At 58.8% G+C, this 19,570-nt stretch carries 19 protein-coding genes; 15 read left to right on the forward strand and 4 right to left on the reverse strand.

Going from position 1 to position 19,570, the window contains the following annotated elements; genetic code table 11:
- Positions 1 to 2: 2 nt before the first annotated feature.
- From CZ345_RS02575 to rlmN, 5 genes are all read left to right on the forward strand, one after another.
- Positions 3 to 617, forward strand: a complete 615-nt coding sequence (locus tag CZ345_RS02575) for an MBL fold metallo-hydrolase (RefSeq protein WP_077071642.1) — start codon at positions 3 to 5, stop codon at positions 615 to 617.
- A 51-nt stretch (positions 618 to 668) separates the two neighbouring features.
- Positions 669 to 1,238 carry a flavodoxin family protein gene (locus tag CZ345_RS02580; protein WP_077071643.1) on the forward strand — a complete coding sequence of 190 codons (570 nt, stop codon included), beginning with the start codon at positions 669 to 671 and terminating at the stop codon, positions 1,236 to 1,238.
- A gap of 26 nt (positions 1,239 to 1,264) precedes the next feature.
- A complete protein-coding gene (locus CZ345_RS02585) occupies positions 1,265 to 2,062 on the forward strand; it encodes a ComF family protein (protein WP_162274914.1) in 798 nt (265 codons plus the stop codon).
- Between the two features lie 202 nt (positions 2,063 to 2,264).
- Entirely contained in the window at positions 2,265 to 3,359 is a 1,095-nt protein-coding gene (locus CZ345_RS02590) for a tRNA dihydrouridine synthase (RefSeq protein ID WP_077071644.1), read from the forward strand.
- A gap of 25 nt (positions 3,360 to 3,384) precedes the next feature.
- Positions 3,385 to 4,482: a dual-specificity RNA methyltransferase RlmN gene (rlmN, locus tag CZ345_RS02595; protein WP_077071645.1), complete on the forward strand. Its 1,098-nt coding sequence runs from the start codon at positions 3,385 to 3,387 to the stop codon at positions 4,480 to 4,482.
- 117 nt (positions 4,483 to 4,599) lie between these two features.
- On the opposite strand, the gene yddG is transcribed toward rlmN, so the two are convergent.
- Entirely contained in the window at positions 4,600 to 5,499 is a 900-nt protein-coding gene (yddG, locus tag CZ345_RS02600) for an aromatic amino acid DMT transporter YddG (RefSeq protein WP_077071646.1), read from the reverse strand.
- On the opposite strand from yddG, the gene CZ345_RS02605 reads away from it, so the two are divergent.
- The 3 genes from CZ345_RS02605 to CZ345_RS02615 all read left to right on the forward strand — a co-directional run bounded on the left by CZ345_RS02605 (position 5,498) and on the right by CZ345_RS02615 (position 8,111).
- Positions 5,498 to 5,770 (forward strand): hypothetical protein, encoded by a 273-nt coding sequence (locus tag CZ345_RS02605; protein ID WP_077071647.1) that lies wholly within the window; start codon positions 5,498 to 5,500, stop codon positions 5,768 to 5,770. The genes yddG and CZ345_RS02605 overlap by 2 nt on opposite strands.
- Positions 5,771 to 6,310: 540 nt before the next feature.
- Positions 6,311 to 7,009, forward strand: coding sequence for a TetR/AcrR family transcriptional regulator (locus tag CZ345_RS16475; protein ID WP_077071648.1), 699 nt, complete (start codon positions 6,311 to 6,313; stop codon positions 7,007 to 7,009).
- Positions 7,002 to 8,111 (forward strand): glycoside hydrolase family 3 protein, encoded by a 1,110-nt coding sequence (locus CZ345_RS02615; protein WP_077071649.1) that lies wholly within the window; start codon positions 7,002 to 7,004, stop codon positions 8,109 to 8,111. The genes CZ345_RS16475 and CZ345_RS02615 overlap by 8 nt, the downstream gene beginning before the upstream one ends.
- 215 nt (positions 8,112 to 8,326) lie before the next feature.
- Here CZ345_RS02615 and CZ345_RS02620 read toward each other — a convergent pair whose 3' ends face one another.
- Positions 8,327 to 9,007 (reverse strand): DUF3298 and DUF4163 domain-containing protein, encoded by a 681-nt coding sequence (locus CZ345_RS02620; protein WP_077071650.1) that lies wholly within the window; start codon positions 9,005 to 9,007, stop codon positions 8,327 to 8,329.
- Between the two features lie 29 nt (positions 9,008 to 9,036).
- Positions 9,037 to 9,636 (reverse strand): DNA-3-methyladenine glycosylase I, encoded by a 600-nt coding sequence (locus tag CZ345_RS02625; RefSeq protein ID WP_077071651.1) that lies wholly within the window; start codon positions 9,634 to 9,636, stop codon positions 9,037 to 9,039.
- Positions 9,637 to 9,854: 218 nt separating this feature from the next.
- On the opposite strand from CZ345_RS02625, the gene CZ345_RS02630 reads away from it, so the two are divergent.
- Positions 9,855 to 10,988 carry an MFS transporter gene (locus tag CZ345_RS02630; protein ID WP_162274915.1) on the forward strand — a complete coding sequence of 378 codons (1,134 nt, stop codon included), beginning with the start codon at positions 9,855 to 9,857 and terminating at the stop codon, positions 10,986 to 10,988.
- A gap of 164 nt (positions 10,989 to 11,152) precedes the next feature.
- Here the strand turns inward: CZ345_RS02630 and CZ345_RS02635 are convergent, their stop codons facing one another.
- Entirely contained in the window at positions 11,153 to 12,637 is a 1,485-nt protein-coding gene (locus CZ345_RS02635; protein ID WP_077071653.1) for an outer membrane homotrimeric porin, read from the reverse strand.
- An 849-nt stretch (positions 12,638 to 13,486) separates the two neighbouring features.
- On the opposite strand from CZ345_RS02635, the gene CZ345_RS02640 reads away from it, so the two are divergent.
- The 6 genes from CZ345_RS02640 to CZ345_RS02665 are packed head-to-tail and all read left to right on the forward strand — an operon-like array spanning position 13,487 to position 19,501.
- Positions 13,487 to 14,344 carry a tyrosine-type recombinase/integrase gene (locus tag CZ345_RS02640; RefSeq protein WP_162274916.1) on the forward strand — a complete coding sequence of 286 codons (858 nt, stop codon included), beginning with the start codon at positions 13,487 to 13,489 and terminating at the stop codon, positions 14,342 to 14,344.
- A complete protein-coding gene (locus tag CZ345_RS02645; protein ID WP_077071655.1) occupies positions 14,341 to 14,730 on the forward strand; it encodes a DVU3141 family protein in 390 nt (129 codons plus the stop codon). The genes CZ345_RS02640 and CZ345_RS02645 overlap by 4 nt, the downstream gene beginning before the upstream one ends.
- 3 nt (positions 14,731 to 14,733) lie before the next feature.
- Positions 14,734 to 15,501: an ABC transporter permease gene (locus CZ345_RS02650; RefSeq protein ID WP_077071656.1), complete on the forward strand. Its 768-nt coding sequence runs from the start codon at positions 14,734 to 14,736 to the stop codon at positions 15,499 to 15,501.
- Positions 15,498 to 16,163 carry an ABC transporter ATP-binding protein gene (locus tag CZ345_RS02655; RefSeq protein ID WP_077071657.1) on the forward strand — a complete coding sequence of 222 codons (666 nt, stop codon included), beginning with the start codon at positions 15,498 to 15,500 and terminating at the stop codon, positions 16,161 to 16,163. The genes CZ345_RS02650 and CZ345_RS02655 overlap by 4 nt, the downstream gene beginning before the upstream one ends.
- The gene (locus tag CZ345_RS02660) at positions 16,150 to 17,697 is read left to right on the forward strand and encodes a KpsE/RkpR family capsule polysaccharide export protein (protein WP_239446593.1); all 1,548 of its coding nucleotides are present in this window, start codon (positions 16,150 to 16,152) and stop codon (positions 17,695 to 17,697) included. Before CZ345_RS02655 ends, CZ345_RS02660 begins: the two co-directional genes overlap by 14 nt.
- A 1-nt stretch (position 17,698) precedes the next feature.
- Positions 17,699 to 19,501 carry a polysaccharide biosynthesis/export family protein gene (locus CZ345_RS02665; protein WP_077071658.1) on the forward strand — a complete coding sequence of 601 codons (1,803 nt, stop codon included), beginning with the start codon at positions 17,699 to 17,701 and terminating at the stop codon, positions 19,499 to 19,501.
- Positions 19,502 to 19,570 lie beyond the last annotated feature (69 nt).

Below are 19,570 nucleotides of genomic sequence, written 5' to 3' on the forward strand. Positions count from 1 at the left end.
TCATGCCCGTCATCACTCTTCCTTTCGGTCCGCTGGAGGCCAACTGCCATATCGTGCACAACGGCAGGGACGCCGTCGTTTTCGATCCTTCCGACGACACGGAGCTTGTGCTGAAGAAGCTTGCGGAAAACAGTCTCACCCTGCGCGCCGTGGCGCTGACCCATCTGCACAGCGATCACTGTTTGGGCTGTGCCGACATGGAAAAGGCCACCGGACTCACGGTTCTGGTGGGTATGGAAGACTGGGTGGACCGTTCCATGCTTCTGTGCAGGGGCATGTGCTTCGGCATGAACCTCAAGCCCTTTGAGGCGGAAACGCTCGCCCCCGGCGAAGTGGACTGGGGCACGCTGCACTGCCGTGTCATCCATACTCCCGGCCATTCCGCCGGAAGCCTCTGCTATTATTTCGCCGACCTCGGCCTCATCATCACCGGGGATCTGCTTTTCTACCGTTCCGTAGGCCGTTGCGACCTGCCGGGAGGCAACGGGGACGAACTGGTCCGCTCCCTGCGTGAGAGCATTTACACGCTGCCCGGAAACGTGGTCGTCTATCCCGGCCACGGCCCGGAAACCAGCATCGGCTACGAAGCCGTGAACAACTGCTACTGCCGCGCCTGAGATGCTGCCGGAACGCCTCGTTCCGGCGCAGTTTCGTGCGGAGGAGAAGCCATGGCGGAAGAGTTTTTTCTTGCCGCGTGCAGCCCGCGCCGCGGGGGCAACAGCGATTTTGCCGCCTCTCTGCTGCAGCAGGCCCTGCCCGGCCGCAGCACGCTGCGCAGGGTGGCGGACTGCGGGGTGAGGCCCTGCATATCCTGCGGCTTCTGCGGTGAAAATCCCGGCCGGTGCGCGCTGGACGGCCCGGAGGACGGTGCTGCGGCGCTGTTTGACGAGATGCTCCGCGCACGGTTCTGCATAGTCGTTTCCCCTGTGTATTTCTATCACATTCCGGCGCAGGCCAAGGCCTGGGTGGATCGCGCGCAGCGTTTCTGGGCCTGTGCGGAAAGACCGGGAAAAGGCGGTACGCTTTCCGCCGTGCTCTTCGGCGCCCGGCCGAGGGGAGAAAAGCTTTTTGAAGGGGCGGAAAGAACGCTCCGCTACATGGCGCTCACGCTGGGGATGCAATGGCGTGCGCCTCTTTGCCTCTACGGGCTGGACGGGCCTTCCGCTCTGGCCGGAAGCGCGCAGAGCCGGGAACGTATTCGGGAATACGCCCGTGCCTTTGCCGGGGAAAAACGGTGAGGGCACGCCTTTCGGGGCTTTTTCCGATGCCGTCGTCGTGGGCGGAGAGTCTTTTTTCCGCCCTGGGACTTCGGGAAAAGCGCTGCGTGGCCTGCCGTGAACCTTTTGAACCGGCGTTTTTTCCGCGCGGGACCGTGCTTTCCCCGGAAGAGGCGGCGGCCTTTTTTCTCTGCCCGCAGTGCGCGGAACGCGTCAGACGGCGGACGTCGGGATTCTGTCCCTACTGCGGGGAACCTTCCGTGGTGGAGGATGCTCCCTGCACAAGCTGTTCGGAATGCATGGTCCATCTGCCTCCCTGGAGCGAGTTTCTGTTTTTCGGCGTGTACGAGGGGCTGCTGCGCGATCTTGTGCTGCGCGCAAAGTTCGGCGGCAGCCTTGCGGCGCTTGATTTTCTGGGAGCGCTCCTTGCCGGAGTATGCGCCCTGCACTATGAGGCCGCTCCTCTGCCTTCCGTGGTGATTCCCATGCCTCTCTATGTCGGCAGGTTGAGAGAGAGAGGTTTCAATCAGTGCCTGGAAATAGCCCGCCCCGTGGCGAAGGCCCTCGGCGTGCCCGTGCGGGCCGATATTCTGGTGAAGCGCGTATCGCTTTCGCCCCAGGCAATGCTGGACAGGGAGGAGCGCAGAAAGCTCCCTCAGCCTTTCGAGGCGGTCGGACGGCTGGACGGCCTGCATGTGCTGCTTATCGACGACGTATGCACCACGAAGGCCACGCTGCAGAGAGCTGCGGACTGTCTGCTCAGGGCAGGAGCGTCAAGAGTGGATGCAGCCGTGGTTGCCCGCTCCTCCCGGCATGGTACGGGCCGGGAGCCAGCCTTGCCATAAGCTTTTCCGCCTGCTATGGATAACGCCGGAAAACGCCGCTTTTCCCGCCGGAGTTTCCATGAGCGGAAGCGGTGAACGCATTTTTTCTGTGAGGCGGAGAGTGCCTCCGCTGAATGCGGTGTTTCGTCTTTCCCGTGTTTTTCCCTGCCGTGAGAAGCGTGCCTTGCATGTTTTTCCGATTCGTCTGCTTTAAGGATCATCCATGACCGCGCTTTCCTTCCGTCCCGATACTCCGTGGCTGGCCCCTCTGGCCGGCTGGTCCGACCTTTCCTTCCGCCTGCTGTGCCGGGAGATGGGGGCCGCCGTGTGCTGTACGGAAATGGTAAGCGCCAAGGGCCTGGTGTACGGCGGCCGCAATACCGAGGAACTTCTGGCCTGCACGGCCCCGGATGGGGACAGGCTGGACGACGGTTCCCTTGTCAGCGACAGTCCGCTGGTGGTGCAGATTTTCGGCGCGGAAGCGCCGTTCATGGAAAAGGCCGTGGGACTTCTTCGGGAGCGGGGCTTTTCGTGGTTCGACGTGAATATGGGCTGTTCCGTGCCCAAGGTGACGAAAACCGGGGCGGGGGCGGCCATGCTGCGCGATGTGCCCAATGCTCTGCGTGTGGCCGAGGCCGTCATCCGTGCGGCAGGGCCGGGCAGGGCGGGCTTCAAGCTGCGCCTCGGCTGGGATGCCGAACATGAGGTGTATCTCGACCTTGCCCGCCGTCTGGCGGACATGGGCGCAGGCTGGGTGACGCTGCACCCCCGTCATGCGGTACAGGGATTTTCCGGGCTGCCGCGTTTTTCCGCCATAGGCGAACTTGCCTCCGAACTTTCCGTGCCCGTGGTGGCGAGCGGCGACCTTTTCACCGCGCAGGACGGCATCCGCGTACTGCGTCAAACCGGCGCATCCACAGTCATGTACGCGCGCGGCGCGCTGAAGAATCCCGCCGTGTTTGCAAGACACCGGGAAATGATCGCGCAGGGGGCGCTGGAAGGGGAACTGCCGTCGTCTCCGCTTTCGGCTTCGGAAGTGGCCGGGGCGGAAGCGAAAAAAGGCGTGCAGCAGGCCTTCGATGCTCTCGATCATGTGCCTGCGGACAGGGCGGAACTTGCCCTCGTCATACGCCGTCATGCCTTTCTTGCCCGCCGTTACTCGCCTCTTCTTGCCCTTTTGAAAATGCGTACTTTCGTTCCCCGTTATGTGAAGAATCTGGATGGGGCGAGGGCTTTGCGCCAGCAGATCGTTTCCTGCACGAGCTGGGAAGAGCTGGACGACATACTGGAACGCCATTTCTGCGACACAAGCAACTGACCGCTCCGCGGCCTGAGGATATGCCATGCTCACATCAAGCAAAGTCAATCTCTGCGACCTTCCCTATCCCGCCCTTGAACGCTTCGTTGTAGAGGAGCTGGGAGCAAAGAAGTTCCGTGCCATGCAGCTGTGGCAGTGGATATGGGCGAAGAACGCAACCGGCTTCGACGTGATGACCGACATTTCCCAGAGCGACCGGGAAAAGCTTGCCGACCTTGCGGAGATACGCTGGCCCTCCATTGCCGATGTGCGTGTGAGTTCCGACGGTACGACCAAGTTTCTTTTGGAGCTTGCCGACGGGCAGCTTGTGGAAACCGTGCTCATTCCCAGCGAAGCGCCCAAGCGTCCCAACGATCTTTCCGTACGCATGACGCAGTGTGTTTCCACGCAGGTGGGCTGTGCCATGGCCTGTTCCTTCTGCAGTACGGGGAAGCTTGGCTTTTCCCGCAACATGACCATGGGCGAGATACTGGGGCAGATTCAGGTGGCCCGCGCCCATGTGCACGACACGCAGCCGGAGCGGCCCATCATCCGCAACATCGTCTACATGGGCATGGGGGAGCCTCTGCTCAATTTGAAGAACGTCATGGATTCGCTGCGCACGCTGGAGCATCCCCGGGGGCTGGCCTTTTCTCCCCGCCGCATCACGGTTTCCACCTGCGGCATTGAGGCGGGCATGAGGGAATTCGGCGACAGCGGGCTTGCGTTTCTTGCCGTGTCTCTCCATGCCCCCAATCAGGAACTGAGGGAAAAGCTCATGCCCCGCGCCGCGCACTGGCATCTGGATGATCTTGTTGCCGCGCTGGAACAGTATCCTTTGAAGACAAGGGAACGCATTACTCTGGAATACCTCGTCATTGCAGGGGTGAACGATCAGCCCGAACATGTGCGTCAGCTTGCGCGCATCTGCGCGCGCCTCAAGGCAAAGCTGAACCTCATTCCCTACAATCCCACGCCGGGCACGCCCTATCAGGCCCCCACGCCGGAAGAGCTTCTGCGCTTTGAAAAGGCGCTCTGGGCCAAGGACATCACGGCCATCGTGCGCAAGAGCAAGGGGCAGGACATAGAAGCCGCCTGCGGTCAGCTTCGCGCCGCCCACGACGCGGCGAAGGCCGGAGCCTGAGGCTTTCTCCGTTTCGCCGTTCGGAACACGCCCGGCGAAGTCCGTATCTGCCGGAGAGCCGGAAAAAAGCCCGCTTCGGAGAAAGGGAAGGCGGGCTTTGCTGCTTGCGGCTTTGCTCTATTTTCTCATGACGGTGGAACTCCAGCACAGAAGCGAACCGAACACGATGACGGCCACGCCCTTCCAGAAGGCGCCGTCCAGGCTGGCTCCTATCCACAGGGTTGCGAACAGGCAGGAGAGCACCGGCGTGAAATAAGATGCTATGGCCAGAATGGTGATGTTGCCCCGGGTGACGCCATAGCTCCATGCCGCATAGGAACCGCCCATGGCCACGGCGCCGATGGCGACGCTGAGCCAGCCCATAAAGGAAGCATGGGAGATATCGCCGTAGCCGGCGGCCCACAGGGAGGAGAACAGCACGGTATCGATGGCGAACACGATGAGCGTGGGGTTCTGCCCGTTGGACCAGGCTCTGGTGAAGTTGGAGTAGGCGGCCCAGGCCACCGCGCCGCAGAAGGCGAGCACATAGCTCCACGGGTTCTGCTGAACGTGCATCCATATCTCTCCGGGCTGTATGCCCCGTTCTCCGCCGAGCACCATCATCACGCCGAGAAAACTGATGATGACGCCCGGAGCTATCCACCAGCGGGCCTTCTGCCCGTTGAAAAGTACGGCGAAAAGCACGACGAGGCAGGGCCAGAGATAGTTGACCATGCCCACTTCCACGGTCTGCTGCCCGCCGTCGGAAAGAAAGAGCGACAGGGAAAAGCAGATGGAACAGACATTGGCCAGAGGAATCCCCAGAAGAAGGTATTTTTTCGGATAGGCGCTCAGCTTCGGCAGACCGAGAAAGAAGACCAGAAATACGCAGGTGGCGGCATAGAGTATGGTCAGCCCGGCGGCGAGGCCGAACTGTTCGGTGATGCTTCGCACCAGACCGACGGACATGCCCCAGCATACGGGAGCGGTAAGACCGAGAAGCGTGGCTTTGTGGCTTGCGGCGGGGAGATGGACCATGGAAAAACTCCTTGAGTGGAGCGTTTTGGCAGGGCGGGAAAATTCCCTCCTGCGAAAGGGGACGGGCCATGTGTCTTATGCTGCCGCAGGCATTTCCGGTATGCGGCAAAAATACCGGACGGACCCGGATTACGCTGTATTTACAACGTCTTTTCCGGGCGTACCGCGTATGCGGCTGCTCTTGTGCCAGTTTTTTGTTTTTTGTCAAGGAGGGGGACGTTTTTTCCGGCAAGGTATCCGCCGGAAAGGGGAAAAATATTTTTTGCCTTGACAGAAAGGGGAGAGTAGTTCAAATTCAAATTTAGATTTTATTTGCCGCTGCAAAGGCGGCAGGTTCCCGCCTGTCGGGAGAAATTTCGCTCGTGGCGCGCCCGGGATAGCCCTCTCCATTCCCGGGAGCGCAAACCGCTTTGCGGGGAAGGACGGCGAGGCGTCATGAAGAGATACGCATGGCGTTGCCACCCCCTGCGGTTGTGTAAGGTTCTGGGGCATGGCCGTCCACAATGCCCCAGTTTCTTTTTCCCGTTCCTTCCTTCACGCGCGCACGGAGCGCGCAGGCATGTTTCCGAGCGCTCCGGGTCATGCCTTGCGCCCGCGGTTCTCTGCGTTTTTTATCCGGGATGTCCGGGGCAGGCATGCCGTTGCGGGACGTTTCTTCTTGCCGTATGTTGAAGATGTCGTTCCGGCGGCCCGGCGCATCCTGCGGTATGGTGCGCCGGAAGGCTGTGCCGCAACGGTTTCGACGCGGCAACGTGCGCCGCTTCCGGCCATGACGTTCCCGGAACATGCTCCTATGAGAGGTTGCTCCCGAATGCTGTTTTTTTCCCGCAAGAAACATTCCCGCGAAGACGGTGAGGCCACGCGCCGTCAGATTCTCGTCACGGCCGTGCGCCTCTTTGCCGAACACGGCTACGCCGACACCACAAGCAAGATGATCTGCCGTGAGGCGGGCGTCAACATCGCTGCGGTGAACTACTACTTCGGCAGCCGCGACGACCTGTACCGCGCCGTGCTGGACGAGGTGCACGAACACATTGTGAACGAGAGGGAGATGGCCGTCATCACCTCGGCCGATCTTCCGGTGGAACAGAAGCTGGAACGAGTGCTCGACGCCTATATCGACACTGCCTTCGATGGGCAGAGCTGGTATGCGAGAATATGGGCGCATGAACTCATCAGTCCCTCACCGCTGGGAGGCGTGGCCTTTCTGGCGGGAACGCTTTCCAAGGAAAGAAGCATAGGTTCCCTTTTGTCGGAACTTACGGGGATTCCGCGGGAGGACCCTGCCCTGCAAAGCTGCATCATCACGGTCATGGCGCCGTATCTGCTCATGCTTTGCGTACAGCGGGATATGGCCCGTACGCTGAGCACCGTGTTTGCCTACCGCAAGGAAGATGTGAACCGCCACTTCAAGATTCTGCTTTTTGCTGCGCTGCGGGAGTTTGCCGGACTCCATGCCCAGGGGAAACTTCCCCCCGTTCTCCCTGAAGAGGGGGCGGAACATGCGTAGACTGTTCTTTTTCACGCTTTTTTTGTGCGGCGTTCTGCTTTCGGCCTGTTCCATCCGGCAGAAGGGGGAGTCCCCCTCGCTGGAGGAGATGGCCGGAGGCATGATCATGGTAGGTTTTCAGGGAACGAGCGCACCGCCTTCCGTGCTGGAGGCCGTGGCCGCAGGGCGCATCGGCGGCGTCATTCTTTTTGATAAGGGAAAGAAGGCCGGGGAGAGCTACAACATAGAATCTCCCGCCCAGCTGAAGGCGCTGACATCGTCGCTTCAGAACGCATCGCCCCGTACGCTGCTCATCGCCGTGGATCAGGAAGGAGGCCGGGTGCGCCGCCTGAAGACGGAGCGCGGTTTCGGCGCGCTGCCTTCCGCCGCAGATATGGGGCGCATGAGCGTGGAGGACGTTCACGTTCTGGGCTTTCGTGCAGGGCAGGAAATGGCCGTCCTCGGCATCAATGTAGATCTTGCTCCGGTGGTGGATCTTCGCCTTTCCCCCGTGAGTCCGGGCCTGGGCGATGCCGACCGTCTTTTCGGTTCGCAGCCCGAAGTGGTGACGAAGCGGGCGCTCGCCTTTGCCGACGGACTGTATGAGGCGGGCGTTCTGCCCGCGCTCAAGCACTTTCCGGGGCTCGGAAGCGCGGGAAAGGATTCCCATCACGATCTGCCGGACGTGACGGAAAGCTGGAGTGAAAAGGAACTTCTGCCTTACCGGGAAGCCTTCCGCAGAGGCTGGCCGGGCATGGTGCTTGTGGCCCATATCCATCACGGCGGCATGGATGCCGTGCTGCCGTCATCCCTTTCTCCCGCAGTTATTGAAGGCCTGCTTCGCCGGGAACTCGGCTGGAACGGCGTCGTCATCAGCGACGATCTTCAGATGGGGGCCGTGTACAAAGGGCGGTCTCTGGAAGAGCGTGTGCGGCTGGCGCTTCTTGCAGGCAACGATATTCTCCTTTTCGGCAACTATCTGAAGCATGACCCTGTGCTTCATGAGAAGGTTCTTCAGGCCGTTCTCGATCTTGTGCGCAACGGAGAGGTGAGCGGGGAAAGGCTGGAGCGTTCGTGGCGACGCATAGAGGCCATGAAGGCGCATCTTTTTGAAGCGCGCTGAAGGCATGATGCGAAAAAAGGCCGTGGAACATGTTCCACGGCCTTTTTGACGGAAAGTTTTTAGAGCATTTTAGTGTGAAATGCTTTGCCCTTCAAATCATACGTCCTGTCGTTTTGCGGAAAAGCGCGGTTTTTCCGCTCACTTTGGGCCGGGCGACGCGGTATCGCCGCCTCGCGTTTTACCTTTTTCACAGGTAAAACGCTCTGTGCGGCGGATTACTCCCAGAACGACATGCGCGGAGCTGCGCCGGAAAGTTCCCCGAGGCTCAGGGAAACGGTGACCACCCCCTCCGCCCAGGGGCCTACCTGATAGGGGCTGAAATAGAAGGTGATGCCGTCCTTTTCCAGCACGAAGGTGCAGAAGTTTTCTTCTTCCGGCACGGTGCCCATGTTCACCATGTCTTCGGGCAGACCCCGGGCAAGGAGTTTTTTCCGGGAAAGTTCGCTGATGAGCTTCAGCGCCTTGTCCTTACGGGGGAAAAGATCGGCGAGGGTAAAGACCTCTGCTCCGGGCAGCATATGGTTTTGCGAGGAAAGAATGAGGTTGCCGTGCGCCCCGCCCGTGTAGACGTATTCCTCCCACAGCAGAGAAAGCGTTCTGCCGTTGCCGGAAAGCGTTCCTTTCAGGTTCATTTCCAGAGGCGGAGTTTCTTCCCCCCGGATGTCCTGCAGAGCGGCGTGTTCTTCCTGGGCCGTCGCCCGGAATTCGGCCGCCTTGCGGGCGACAAGCTCATCGGCAATCCTGTCGGGCAGGGAAAGGCCGGATCTCTGCCAGGATGCCGTGAAGCTGACGGACGAAGAGGATTCCGTGTAGGTGGATACGACGTTTTCGGCGGCGATGCAGGAGCCCGCGTTCAGGATCAGGCAGGCGGTCAGGGCAACGGAAAAAAGTTTCATGGCGTCTCCTTGCCGGGGATTTGGGCGCGTCAGACTGTTTCATCGTTGATCCGGGCGACCTTCGCTCCCTGCATGACGGCGTGGAAACGGGGGCAGGTGCGTTCATGGTCGTTGATGATGCCGCAGGCCTGAAGCATGGAATAGACGGTGATGCTGCCCAGGTGGCGGAAACCGTGCGCCTTCAGCCCGGCGCTTATGCGGTCGGAAAGTTCGTTTCTGGCGGGGACGGCGCCGTCGTGCCCGGCGTACACAAGCATGTGCCCGTCGGTAAAACTCCAGAGCCAGTCGTGAAAGGAGCCGTACTTCTGCTGCATTGCCAGAAAGGCACGGGCATTGGCGACAACGGCTTCCACCTTGCGGCGCGAACGTATCATGCCGGGGACAAGCAGCGCGGCTTCGATGTCGCGTTCCGTGAAGGCGGCAAGCTCCTTTACGTGAAAGTCCGCCAGGGCACGATGGAAGATGTCCCGTTTTTTCAGCATGAGCAGCCAGTTCAGGCCGCATTGCATGACTTCCAGCATGAGATGCTCGAAAAGCGGCGTATCGTCATGCACGGGGACTCCCCATTCCGTATCGTGATAGCGGCGCAGCAGATCATGCGTCCGGCACCATGCGCAGGCGTTGTCCATGGCGTTCCTCCATGCGGCACCGTAGCCTGTTTCCCCGGTGAAGTACAGGGCGGCTTGACACGGCGTACGCTCAGGCCTAGAGCTTGCCCTCGGGCGCGGAGCATGGCTGAAACGCCCCTTGATGCGGAAGAAGCCCGGGCTCCGTACCGCTGTAGAACTTCGTGTGCCGGAAGGACTCCCTGCGTTTTCAGAGTCTGCTTCGGCTGAGGAATATGAACATGAAAAAGCCGACCATAGGCCCGCGCTGGGCCTGTTCCTTCTTTTTTGCCGTTACGGGGCTGGCATACGGAAGCGTGATGTCGCGCATGCCTGCCCTCAAGGCGCAGGCTTCTCTGACGGATGCCGATGTGGGCATGGTGCTTTTATGCATGGGGCTCGGCGGGCTTTGCTCCTTCCCTCTGGCGGGCTTTGCCATTTCCCGTTCGAGCTGCCGCCGCGTGCTTACGGCCGCATCCCTTTTCCTTATTGCGCTTTTTCCCTGCCTGGGGCTGGTTTCCGGGCTTTTTTCCGCCGCGTGCTGCTTTGCCCTTCTGGGCTTTGCCATAGGCGTGAATGATGTGGGCATCAACGCTGGTTCCATTCTGGTGGAAAGCGCCATGCGCCGCCCGGTCATATCCTCCATGCATGCGCTTTACAGCTCCGGGGGGCTTCTGGGGGCGCTTTTCGGCTCCTGCATGGCTGCGCTCGATGTTCCGCCTCTCGGAAACTTCCTTGCCGTAGCGCTGGTGCTGGTGTGTCTTCTGCCTTTCTTTGCCCGCAACCTTCTGCATGATACTCCGCGCAGAAGAGAGAGGGGCGAACGCCTGCGCCGGCCGCCCCTGTGGGTGCTGGTGTTCGGTCTGCTCCTGCTGTGCTCCTATTCTTCCGAAGGATCGGTAGGCGAATGGGGCGTGCTGCTTCTGCATGAAGTGAAGGGTGCTTCGGAAGAGACGGCCGCGCTCGCCTATGCCGCATTTTCCATTTCCATGGTGATCATGCGCTTTTTCGGCGACAGGCTGCGTGAACATTTCGGCGATTCCCTGCTTATGCGCGTATGCTCGGGCTGTGCGCTGGGCGGTATGCTCACGGCGCTTCTTTCTCCCTGGCCTGTTCTCTGCCTTGCGGGATACGCCTTCATGGGCATGGGGCTTTCCGTGACGGTGCCGGTGCTTTTCAGTGCGGCGGGCAGGCGGCGCGATCTGCCGACGGGAACGGTGACGGCCTTTCTTTCCATGCTGGCCGCAAGCGGGCAGCTTTTCATTCCTCCGCTTATCGGCATGCTGGGGGCTGCGACAGGCCTGCAGACGGCCATGGGAGTGGTGGTGCTGCTGTGCGCTGCGCTGTTCTTCGGCGCGGGCGTGGTGAAACGGTAAGCGCGCCTTTCGGGGCAGCACATATATCCGGGGCCAGGCGTACCGTACTTTGAAGGAAAAGAAAAAGGCCGGCATGACGCCGGCCTTTTTACATCCTTTCGCCGGAGGGTCCGGTCTTCTCCCGGAATGACGGAAGGAGAAGACCGGCGGCGGAGGATCAAATACTAGAACTTGTACCGGAAGTTCAAAGCGGCACGCCAGGCGTTGGAAAAGTCGCCGCTTTCTCCGGCGGCATTTCTCCACACGTTGCCGTCGAAGTCCTGGAAGGCGTAGCTCAGTTCCAGTACGGAGACGAAGTTCTTGTAGATCTGATAGGTGGTGTCGAAGTCCACTTCCACAACGTGGTCCCGGGTGGTGAGGTAGTCGGCCGGGGATACGGAACCGCCGTACACGTTGTTGATGATGTTGGGCATGTTGCTGCTGTTGGTGCCCCGGAAGTAGGTCACGCGCAGATCGTGGGAAAGATCGTCGATGAAGCTTATCTTGTTGAGCTGTGCGCTGATACCCCAGGTGCCGCCTGCGCTGCCGTTATCAATGGTGTTGGCAATGTTGAAACGGCCCTTGAAGTAGGAGCTCGCGCCGGGCTTGAAGCCGCCGGAAAGGTAGAGCGGCTGCTCGGAACCGTTGGTCACCTTGCTGTCGTCGCCGGAGGCATACCAGCCCTTGAGGGTGGGGACGAACCAGGGCAGTCTGTACTCGGCAAGAGCGGCCAGATACCAGCCTTCACGTTCCAGAGAGGATGCGCCGTTATCCGTTCCGCTGTAATAGAAGTCCATGGCGAGGCGCAGCGGGTCGAACATGGTGACTTCGCCGCCTATGCCGGCGAACCAGACGGTGGAGTCGGAGCCGTCGGGCGTGACCACCAGGGCGCCGTTATCCCAGGAGAGGCGGTTCATGCCGTTGAAGGGCAGAAGCCCGGAAGCGGTGGGGCCGGCGTTGGATACTTCGCTGAAGTTCTTCCCCGCGTGGCCGAGCATGGCCCAGGGGGTGAGGCGGAAGTAGTCGTACTTCAGATCGCCGACGAGGCCGAAGAGATCCACATCCGCATCATCATAGTCATACTCGCCGTAGGCGTTCTTCAGCGGATCGGATACGGCGCGCATCCAGAAGCCGCTGGCGTTGAAGGTGTCGGTAATGGGCGCGGAAATCATCACACCGGTGGCGGGGTCATCCATGACGGGGCTTCCGGCCACATAGTTGGGCAGCAGAAATTCCTGCTGACCCATGCGCACCTGGATATCGGTCTGCGGAATCATCCAGTCCAGATAGGCGAGGCGGGTGGTGATGTTGGTTGCGCGGGTTCCCAGAGCGCCGCCGTCGTTTTCCTGCTTGCTCGCGCCCTTATAGGGGCCGCCCCAGGTGAATATGCCCACCTGGGCCTGATAAAAGGCGGAAAGCTGTTCCGACATGGTGAATTCCATGCCGAGCCGCAGCCGCTGATACGCATCGAAGTGACGCTGATTCAGTTCCCGGCCGGTGTTGTGGCGGTAGTCGGAAGAGTCCATAAAGGAATTGCTGCCGTTCAGATTGTCGGAGCCGCTGAAGGAGAAATCGTACGTTCCGCTGACCTTGAGATCTACGGCGGAAGCGCCGCCTGTCGCAGCAAGAGTCATTCCGGCCGCAAGCATGAGGGTAAGAATTTTTTTCATACCATACCTTCCATGTTTTCCCGATGCCTTTTTGTATGGCAACCTTTCATCCATACATCACATGTATTAAAGAGATCGGGGTTCATAAGCCTTTGCTGTAAAGGCATGAGAAAGGTATAGTTTCTTTTTTATGACAAGAACAATATGATAAATGTTAGAATATTCAGTTTTTTGCACGTTATTATACGTTGATGTCTTATTGTTGTTATAGAAAAATAAGGAATAATGTTGTACAATATTATATAATAAAGAATATAATAAATGTCATGGAAGGGTTGGGTCAGGTTTTTGATATGGGGATTGCTATGGATGTGATGGCGTATGGTTACATGTTTCTTTCTGTTTTTCTGGAACTGTCGATTTTTTGATAAGGGGCGCTTCAGGCTGCGGGGCAGCGATGGGGAGTTTTGCTGTCGGCTCCGATACGGAGGATTTGTGGCTGACAGGAACGACTTATGCCGGCTTCTGTGGAGGAACGGAGCGTTTTCAAGAGCCTTGTTTTTTCTCTTTCAGCAGACAGAAAAGGCCGCGTTCAGGGCAATGAACGCGGCCTTTTCTGTATCCTTTTGTTTTCACAACAGAAGATATGAACGTACGATAGCAAATATCAGAATTCTGACAAGGGTGAAAAAGAGAGAGGTATCACTAACATGTTATTTTTTCTTATAAAAAAAATAATACTATTCAAGACGGTAGCGCAGGTTTTTCTCGTGTTGTCAGTTTATAGCGGAAGAACAGGAAGTTTGGAACATATAACATATTGAAATATATAAAGAAAACGCTCCCTGCTGTCATATCTTCTGTTAATAGGGGGGACTTGTACGTTTCCCCTTGAAAAAACTGCAATTCTTGCACGAAACAGCGGGGCGTGTGGTGCTGAGCGAATTCATTCATACCAGGTATGTTCCCTACATCAGGGAACACAAGCGCAGCTGGCAGACGGATGTGAGGTATGTGGACCGGCATATTCTGCCCTACCTGGGGGAATGCCGGCTTGAGGATATTAATGAAGAAAAGCTCTATCAGTGGAAGGAAAAGCTCCTTGCCGCCGGGCTTTCGCATAATACCTGCTACCGGCTGTTCTGGCTGGTGAAGTATATTCTGAACTGCGCCGTACGCTGGCATGTGCTGGCAAGCGACGAGGCATTCCGCCATGCCGTGTGCCGCCGCAGCGCGCCGCGCTGCCCGGAGGTGCTTTCCTCTTCGGAAAAGCAGCGCCTCATCGCTCTTCTCAACCTGTACCGGAACAATATTGCAGCGCAGGCCATTCACCTTCTGCTTCTGACCGGGGCTTCCAAGTCGGAAATTCTCTATGCCCGCCGGGAAGATGTGGACCTTCCCGGGCGCAGCCTTGCCGTACGCCGGGGCTCCGAAATTGTGCGCCGCCTGCCGCTCAGCGAGGCGGCGGTCAGGCTTATTGCCGAGCTGCCCGTGCGTGCCGATGTGCCGTGGCTGTTCTTCCGCCCCGCCACGGGGGAGAGGGTGGTCACGGTGTTCGCCTTCTGGGACAAGCTTCGCCGCGAGCTGGGGCGTCCCACCCTGCGTCTGAACGATCTTCGTCATATCTTCGTGCATTCGCTGCTTCAGAACGGGGCAACGTACAAGGATGTACGCAGCCGCCTGGGGCACTATTCCTCCGAGGCTTTTCTTCTTCAGGCGCAGATGCAGGGCGGTCAGGCCGATCCTTCGCAGGGGGCCTTCCAATGATTGTTCGCCTTGTTCCGGGCAGCCTCCGCGCAGGCGGCAGGGCCTTTGCGTGCCTTGCGGTGTCGTTTTTTGTCTGTGCCCTTGCTTCGGGCTGCGTACAGAAGCAGCCTTCCGTGCCTTCTGCGCCCGCGGAAGCGGCGGCGCCTTCCGGGGATGCCTTTGCGCTGGCGCTTTCCCGCATGCAGGTGGGGGAAGAAGCTTACATGCCCACGCCTTTCGGTATGGACAGCCTGGTGATGCTGGAATCTTCCTACACGTCCGGCCTCGGGCAGACGTGCAGAAGGGCGGCGGTTCGCGCCGGGGGCATCACCCACCGCATTGCCGCATGCAGAGATGCTTCGGGCTGGACGACGGCCGAGCCGATTTTTGAAAACGTGCAGAGATAAGCCATGGACAGCGCGCTTACTGTGCAGGGTCGCGTCATCTATGCCCTGATGATGCGCGAGGTGCATACCATCTACGGCACCTCCCGCCTGGGCTATCTGTGGGCGCTTTTCGATACCATGATGGGGATCGTCATTTTCTGGGGATTGCGCACCTATATGGGCTTTCATCCCCCGCACGGTATGCCCATCATTTTTTTTCTTCTGGCAGGATTCAGCATCTTTTCCATCTTTCGAGGGACGGTGAACAAGTGCATCAGCGCCGTTTCCGGGAATATGGCGCTTTTGACCTTTCCTCAGGTCACGCCGCTGGATCTCATGCTGGGGCGCATGGTGGTTCTTTGGGGAAAGGAAATCGTTTCCGCCCTCATCCTTATCGCTGTGTCGGCGGCCTTCGGCGTGTACTTTCACATCAGTAATTTTTCCGTGCTCGTCTTTACCCTGATCATTACTCCGCTTCTTGGACTCGGAGTGGGGCTCGTCTGCCATGCCTTCAATGTCCTTTTCCCGGTAACGGAGAAAATAGTTTCCATCGTCCTGCGCATCATGTTTTTCACCTCAGGCCTTTTTTTCTCCATTTCTGGCCTTCCTTCCTATCTGATGGATTATGCGTGGTGGAATCCCATGCTGCAACTGATTGAAATATGCAGAATGAGCATATCTCAAGGGTACAGAGCTATGTCGTACAGTATTTTTTATCTTGTATCGTGCACAGTCGTATCCTTGTGTTTTGGGTTATTGCTTGAGCGTTACGTCCGGCGGAAACTGCGATGATAGAACTTAAGCACATTACCAAGCGGTATCGTATGGGAAACGGGAAGTGGAAAACCGTGCTGAACGATATTTCCTATACGTTTCATGAGGGGACGAGCATGGGCATTCTCGGGCTGAACGGCGCGGGCAAGTCCACGCTCTTGCGCGTTATCTGCGGTGCGGAAGCACCGGATAAGGGAACGGTGAGGCGTACCAGCCGTGTTTCCTGGCCCATAGGGTTCACGGGGGGCTTTCACGGCAGCCTTACCGGGCGGGAGAATATGCGTTTCACCTGCCGCATCTACGGGGCAAACATCAAGCAGGTGACCGATTTCGTAGAGGATTTTTCCGAACTCGGGCCCTACATGGACATGCCCATCCGCACCTATTCCTCGGGCATGAAAGCCAAGCTGGCCTTCGGGCTGAGCATGGCCATCGGTTTTGATTTCTACCTTATCGACGAAGGCTACGCCGTGGGCGATGCCTCCTTCCGGGAAAAGGCCCAGCGTATTTTTGCCGAACGGAGGAAGCATTCCACATTGCTGGTTATTGCCCACAGCACTTCCGTCATCAAGAAGAACTGTGACAATGCCGCCATATTGAAGGATGGTCGCCTCCATTTGTTTCCTGCACTTGATGAAGCTTTGACGGCCTATAAGGGAGTTTGTGATGGAACAGTCTAAGCTTACGCCTCTTGTCGCCAATGAAGGAGAGGGGCAGGAACAGATGACCAAAGCTGCTGGACAGGAAGAACTGGCACGTCAGCTGAAGTCTGCCACCACGCATGAAGTCTGGCTTCGGGATATTCTGAAGCATGCACGTCTGGAAGGAAGGCGCATTGCGGATTCGCTGGAAGAATTAAAGGCTGTAGATGTGTCGACACTTCCTTCCGAAGAGGAACAACGCAGCCATGCTGAAACAGTTGCATTACTGGAAAAGCAGTTTGAAGCACAAACGAAAAGAATAAAACGGCTCAAATATATTTATCAATATACAAGCAACAAGATTACCGAACTGAACAAACGACAGGAGGAAGAAGCTTTTAATTCTTCCACAGAGATAGTTCTCCCTGTAGTTGCGGAACAGCCAGTTGAAAAGGAAACTGTATTCAGTCGAATTCTTGTGAAGTATAAAAAATATCGTCTGCCTGCCATGATTATAGCACCCGTCGCACTGGCGTTGTGCTATTTTCTGCTGATTGCATCTCCCATGTATATTTCCCAGGCTTCCTTCGCCATACGTTCTGCGGAGACGGGTTCCGCTTCTGTGGGAACGGATATCACTTCCGTTTTTCTGAAGTCATCTTCCACCAGCAATGACGTCTATATCCTGGAAGACTATATCAAGAGCCTCGATCTTGCCCGGCGCATCGATAGCGAGCTGAAGTTTGTCGACCACTATACTGACAGCAGTCATGATATTATTTCCCGACTGTGGAAGAACCCAACGCAGGATGAGCTTATCACTTACTGGCACAGTGTCATCACACCGGAGCTGGACCCGGATACCGGCATTATCAATTTGAACGTGCGCGCCTATACGCCGGACATGGCGCAGCAACTCAATCAGGCCATTCTTTCCGCCAGCGAAGCTCTGGTGAACGCCATGAACGAGCGGGCACGCCACGATGCGGTGGAACTTGCGCGCGAGGAAGTGAGCCGTGCGGAAGAGCGTGTACGCCATGCGCAGAGCGCCATGCGGGAATTCCGCGACACCCACAATCTCATCGACCCCAAGAGTACGGCGGCCGGTCTTCAGGAACTGGTGACGCGGCTGGAAGCCGAGGCCACGACGCTCCGCACCCAGATATCGGAAGCAAAATCGTACATGAACGCGGAAGCTCCGCTTTTGAAGTCGCTGAACCAGCGCCTTGCGGCGGTGGAAAAGCAGCTTGGGGAAGAAAAGCTGCGCGTGGCCGGGCAGAGCACCGTGCAGGGCAACCTGAACTCCCTTGTGGCCGAGTACGAAGACCTGACCATAGAGGCGGAATTTGCCCAGAAGCAGCTTGTTTCGGCCATGACCTCCCTGGAGCAGGCGCGCATCCAGCAGATGGCGCAGTCGCGCTATGTGGTGGCGTATCAGCAGCCCACGCTGCCGGACGAATCTCTGTACCCCCGGCCCTTCCTTTTCACGCTCTATGTGTTTGCGGCGCTGCTGCTCCTTCTGGGCATCGTGTCGCTGGTATGGGCGTCCATCCGAGAACATGCGGGATTTTAATATGAAAGCGATATACCACGCCGGCATACTATTTTCGCTCTGCACGCTCTGTGCTCAGCCTGTTTTTGCAGCGGAGAATCCGCTCCAGAACTACAGCGGGGCGGCGCAGTACGGCGGCTCTTCCATGGCATCGGGCACGCCCATGCAGGGCGGGCTGCCTGCCTCGGCCAGAAACGGCATGAATGTGGTTTCCCAGTCCACGCCCGGGGGCTATCCGGTGTTCGACGCTTCGGCCCCGTACCGGGAAAAGCAGTCCATCCCCACGGTGATGGACGCGCCGCCCGCCTGGGCGCAGGGGAGTCTGTCGCCTTCCGCCTCCGCGCTGCTTGCTCCCTTCGGGGCCAATCTGTTCCGGGGAAATTTTGCGGGCACCTACAGTGACGGCATGAACGGCGACTATGTCATTCTGCCCGGCGACCGCATCATGGTGCGCGTATGGGGCGCGAAAACCTATGACGACGTGCTGCCCGTGGACCAGCAGGGCAACATCTTTCTGCCGGAAGTTGGGCCTGTGCGTGTGGCCGGGCTCAAGCAGTCCGCTTTGCAGGGGGCGGTGCGCTCGCGCCTTGCCTCGGTATTCACCGACAACGTGAACATCTACGTCAATCTCCAGAGTTCCCAGCCCGTGGCCGTGTATGTGACGGGCTTTGTGAACCAGCCGGGCCGCTATGCGGGCAGCCCCGTGGATTCCGTGATGTCGTACCTCGACAGGGCGGGGGGCATTACGCCGAACCGGGGCACCTTCCGCAACGTGAAGGTGAAGCGCGGCAACAAGGTGGTGGCGAGTCTTGATCTTTATGATTTCGCCCTCAACGGCAACATGCCCGACATCCGGTTGAAGGAAGGCGACGTCATCCTTGTGGGAGAACGCGGGGTGAGTGTGGCGGCCTGCGGCATGTTGCGGCAGGAGGCCCGGTATGAGTTCAAGGGGCAGGCCACGGGCTCGCAGCTCATTGCCTACGGCAGCCCGCTTTCCAGCGCCACGCATGTGAGCGTTACGGGCATCCGGGGCGGCAGGCCCTTCAATGAGTACATGACCATGCAGGAATTTTCCTCCATGCGTCTTGCCGACGGGGACAGCGTGGAATTCGTGGCCGATACGCGTGGCCGCACCATCATGGCCTCGGTGAGCGGCGCCATACGCGGAGCATCGCGTTTCCCGGTAAAGAACAGCACCACGCTGCGGGCCCTGCTTGCCTATGTGGAGGTGGACCCGGCCCTTGCCGACGTTTCCGCCGTGTATGTGCGCCGCCAGAGCGTGGCGCGCCAGCAGAAGACCATACTGGAAGATTCGCTGCACCGCCTGGAGCGTTCCGCGCTCACGGCCACGTCCGCCACGGCGGAGGAGGCCGAGATCCGCGTGCGCGAGGCGGAACTGGTGCAGGACTTCATCCATCGTGCGGCAAGCCTCACGCCCGACGGCGTGGTGGTGGTGAGCCGGGGCGGGCAGGTGCGCGACCTGTTGCTGGAAGACGGCGACGAAGTGGTCATTCCGCAGAAGAGCGACGTGGTGCAGGTGTCCGGCGAGGTGCTTCTGCCCAAGGCCGTGACCTTCGATGCCGCCATGAAGGCGGAAGACTATGTGAAGAGCGCGGGCGGCCTTACCGACCGTGCGGATGAGGACAACATTCTTGTTGCGCGCATGAACGGGGAGGTGGGCCCCATTGCGGAACTGGGCGTGCATGCTGGAGACCGCATTCTGGTCATGCCCCGCGTGGATACCAAGAATCTGGAACTGGCCAAGAGTATTTCTCAGGTACTCTACCAGATTGCCGTGGCCACCAAGGTGGCGGTAGGGCTGTAGTTAAACGGTATGAGTCCTTGTGCAGAGGGAAGCGCAGAGTGGATTTTCTTGAAGGCGAGTTCAGGAATG

This window comes from Mailhella massiliensis (assembly GCF_900155525.1).
Classification (GTDB): Bacteria; Desulfobacterota; Desulfovibrionia; order Desulfovibrionales; family Desulfovibrionaceae; genus Mailhella; species Mailhella massiliensis.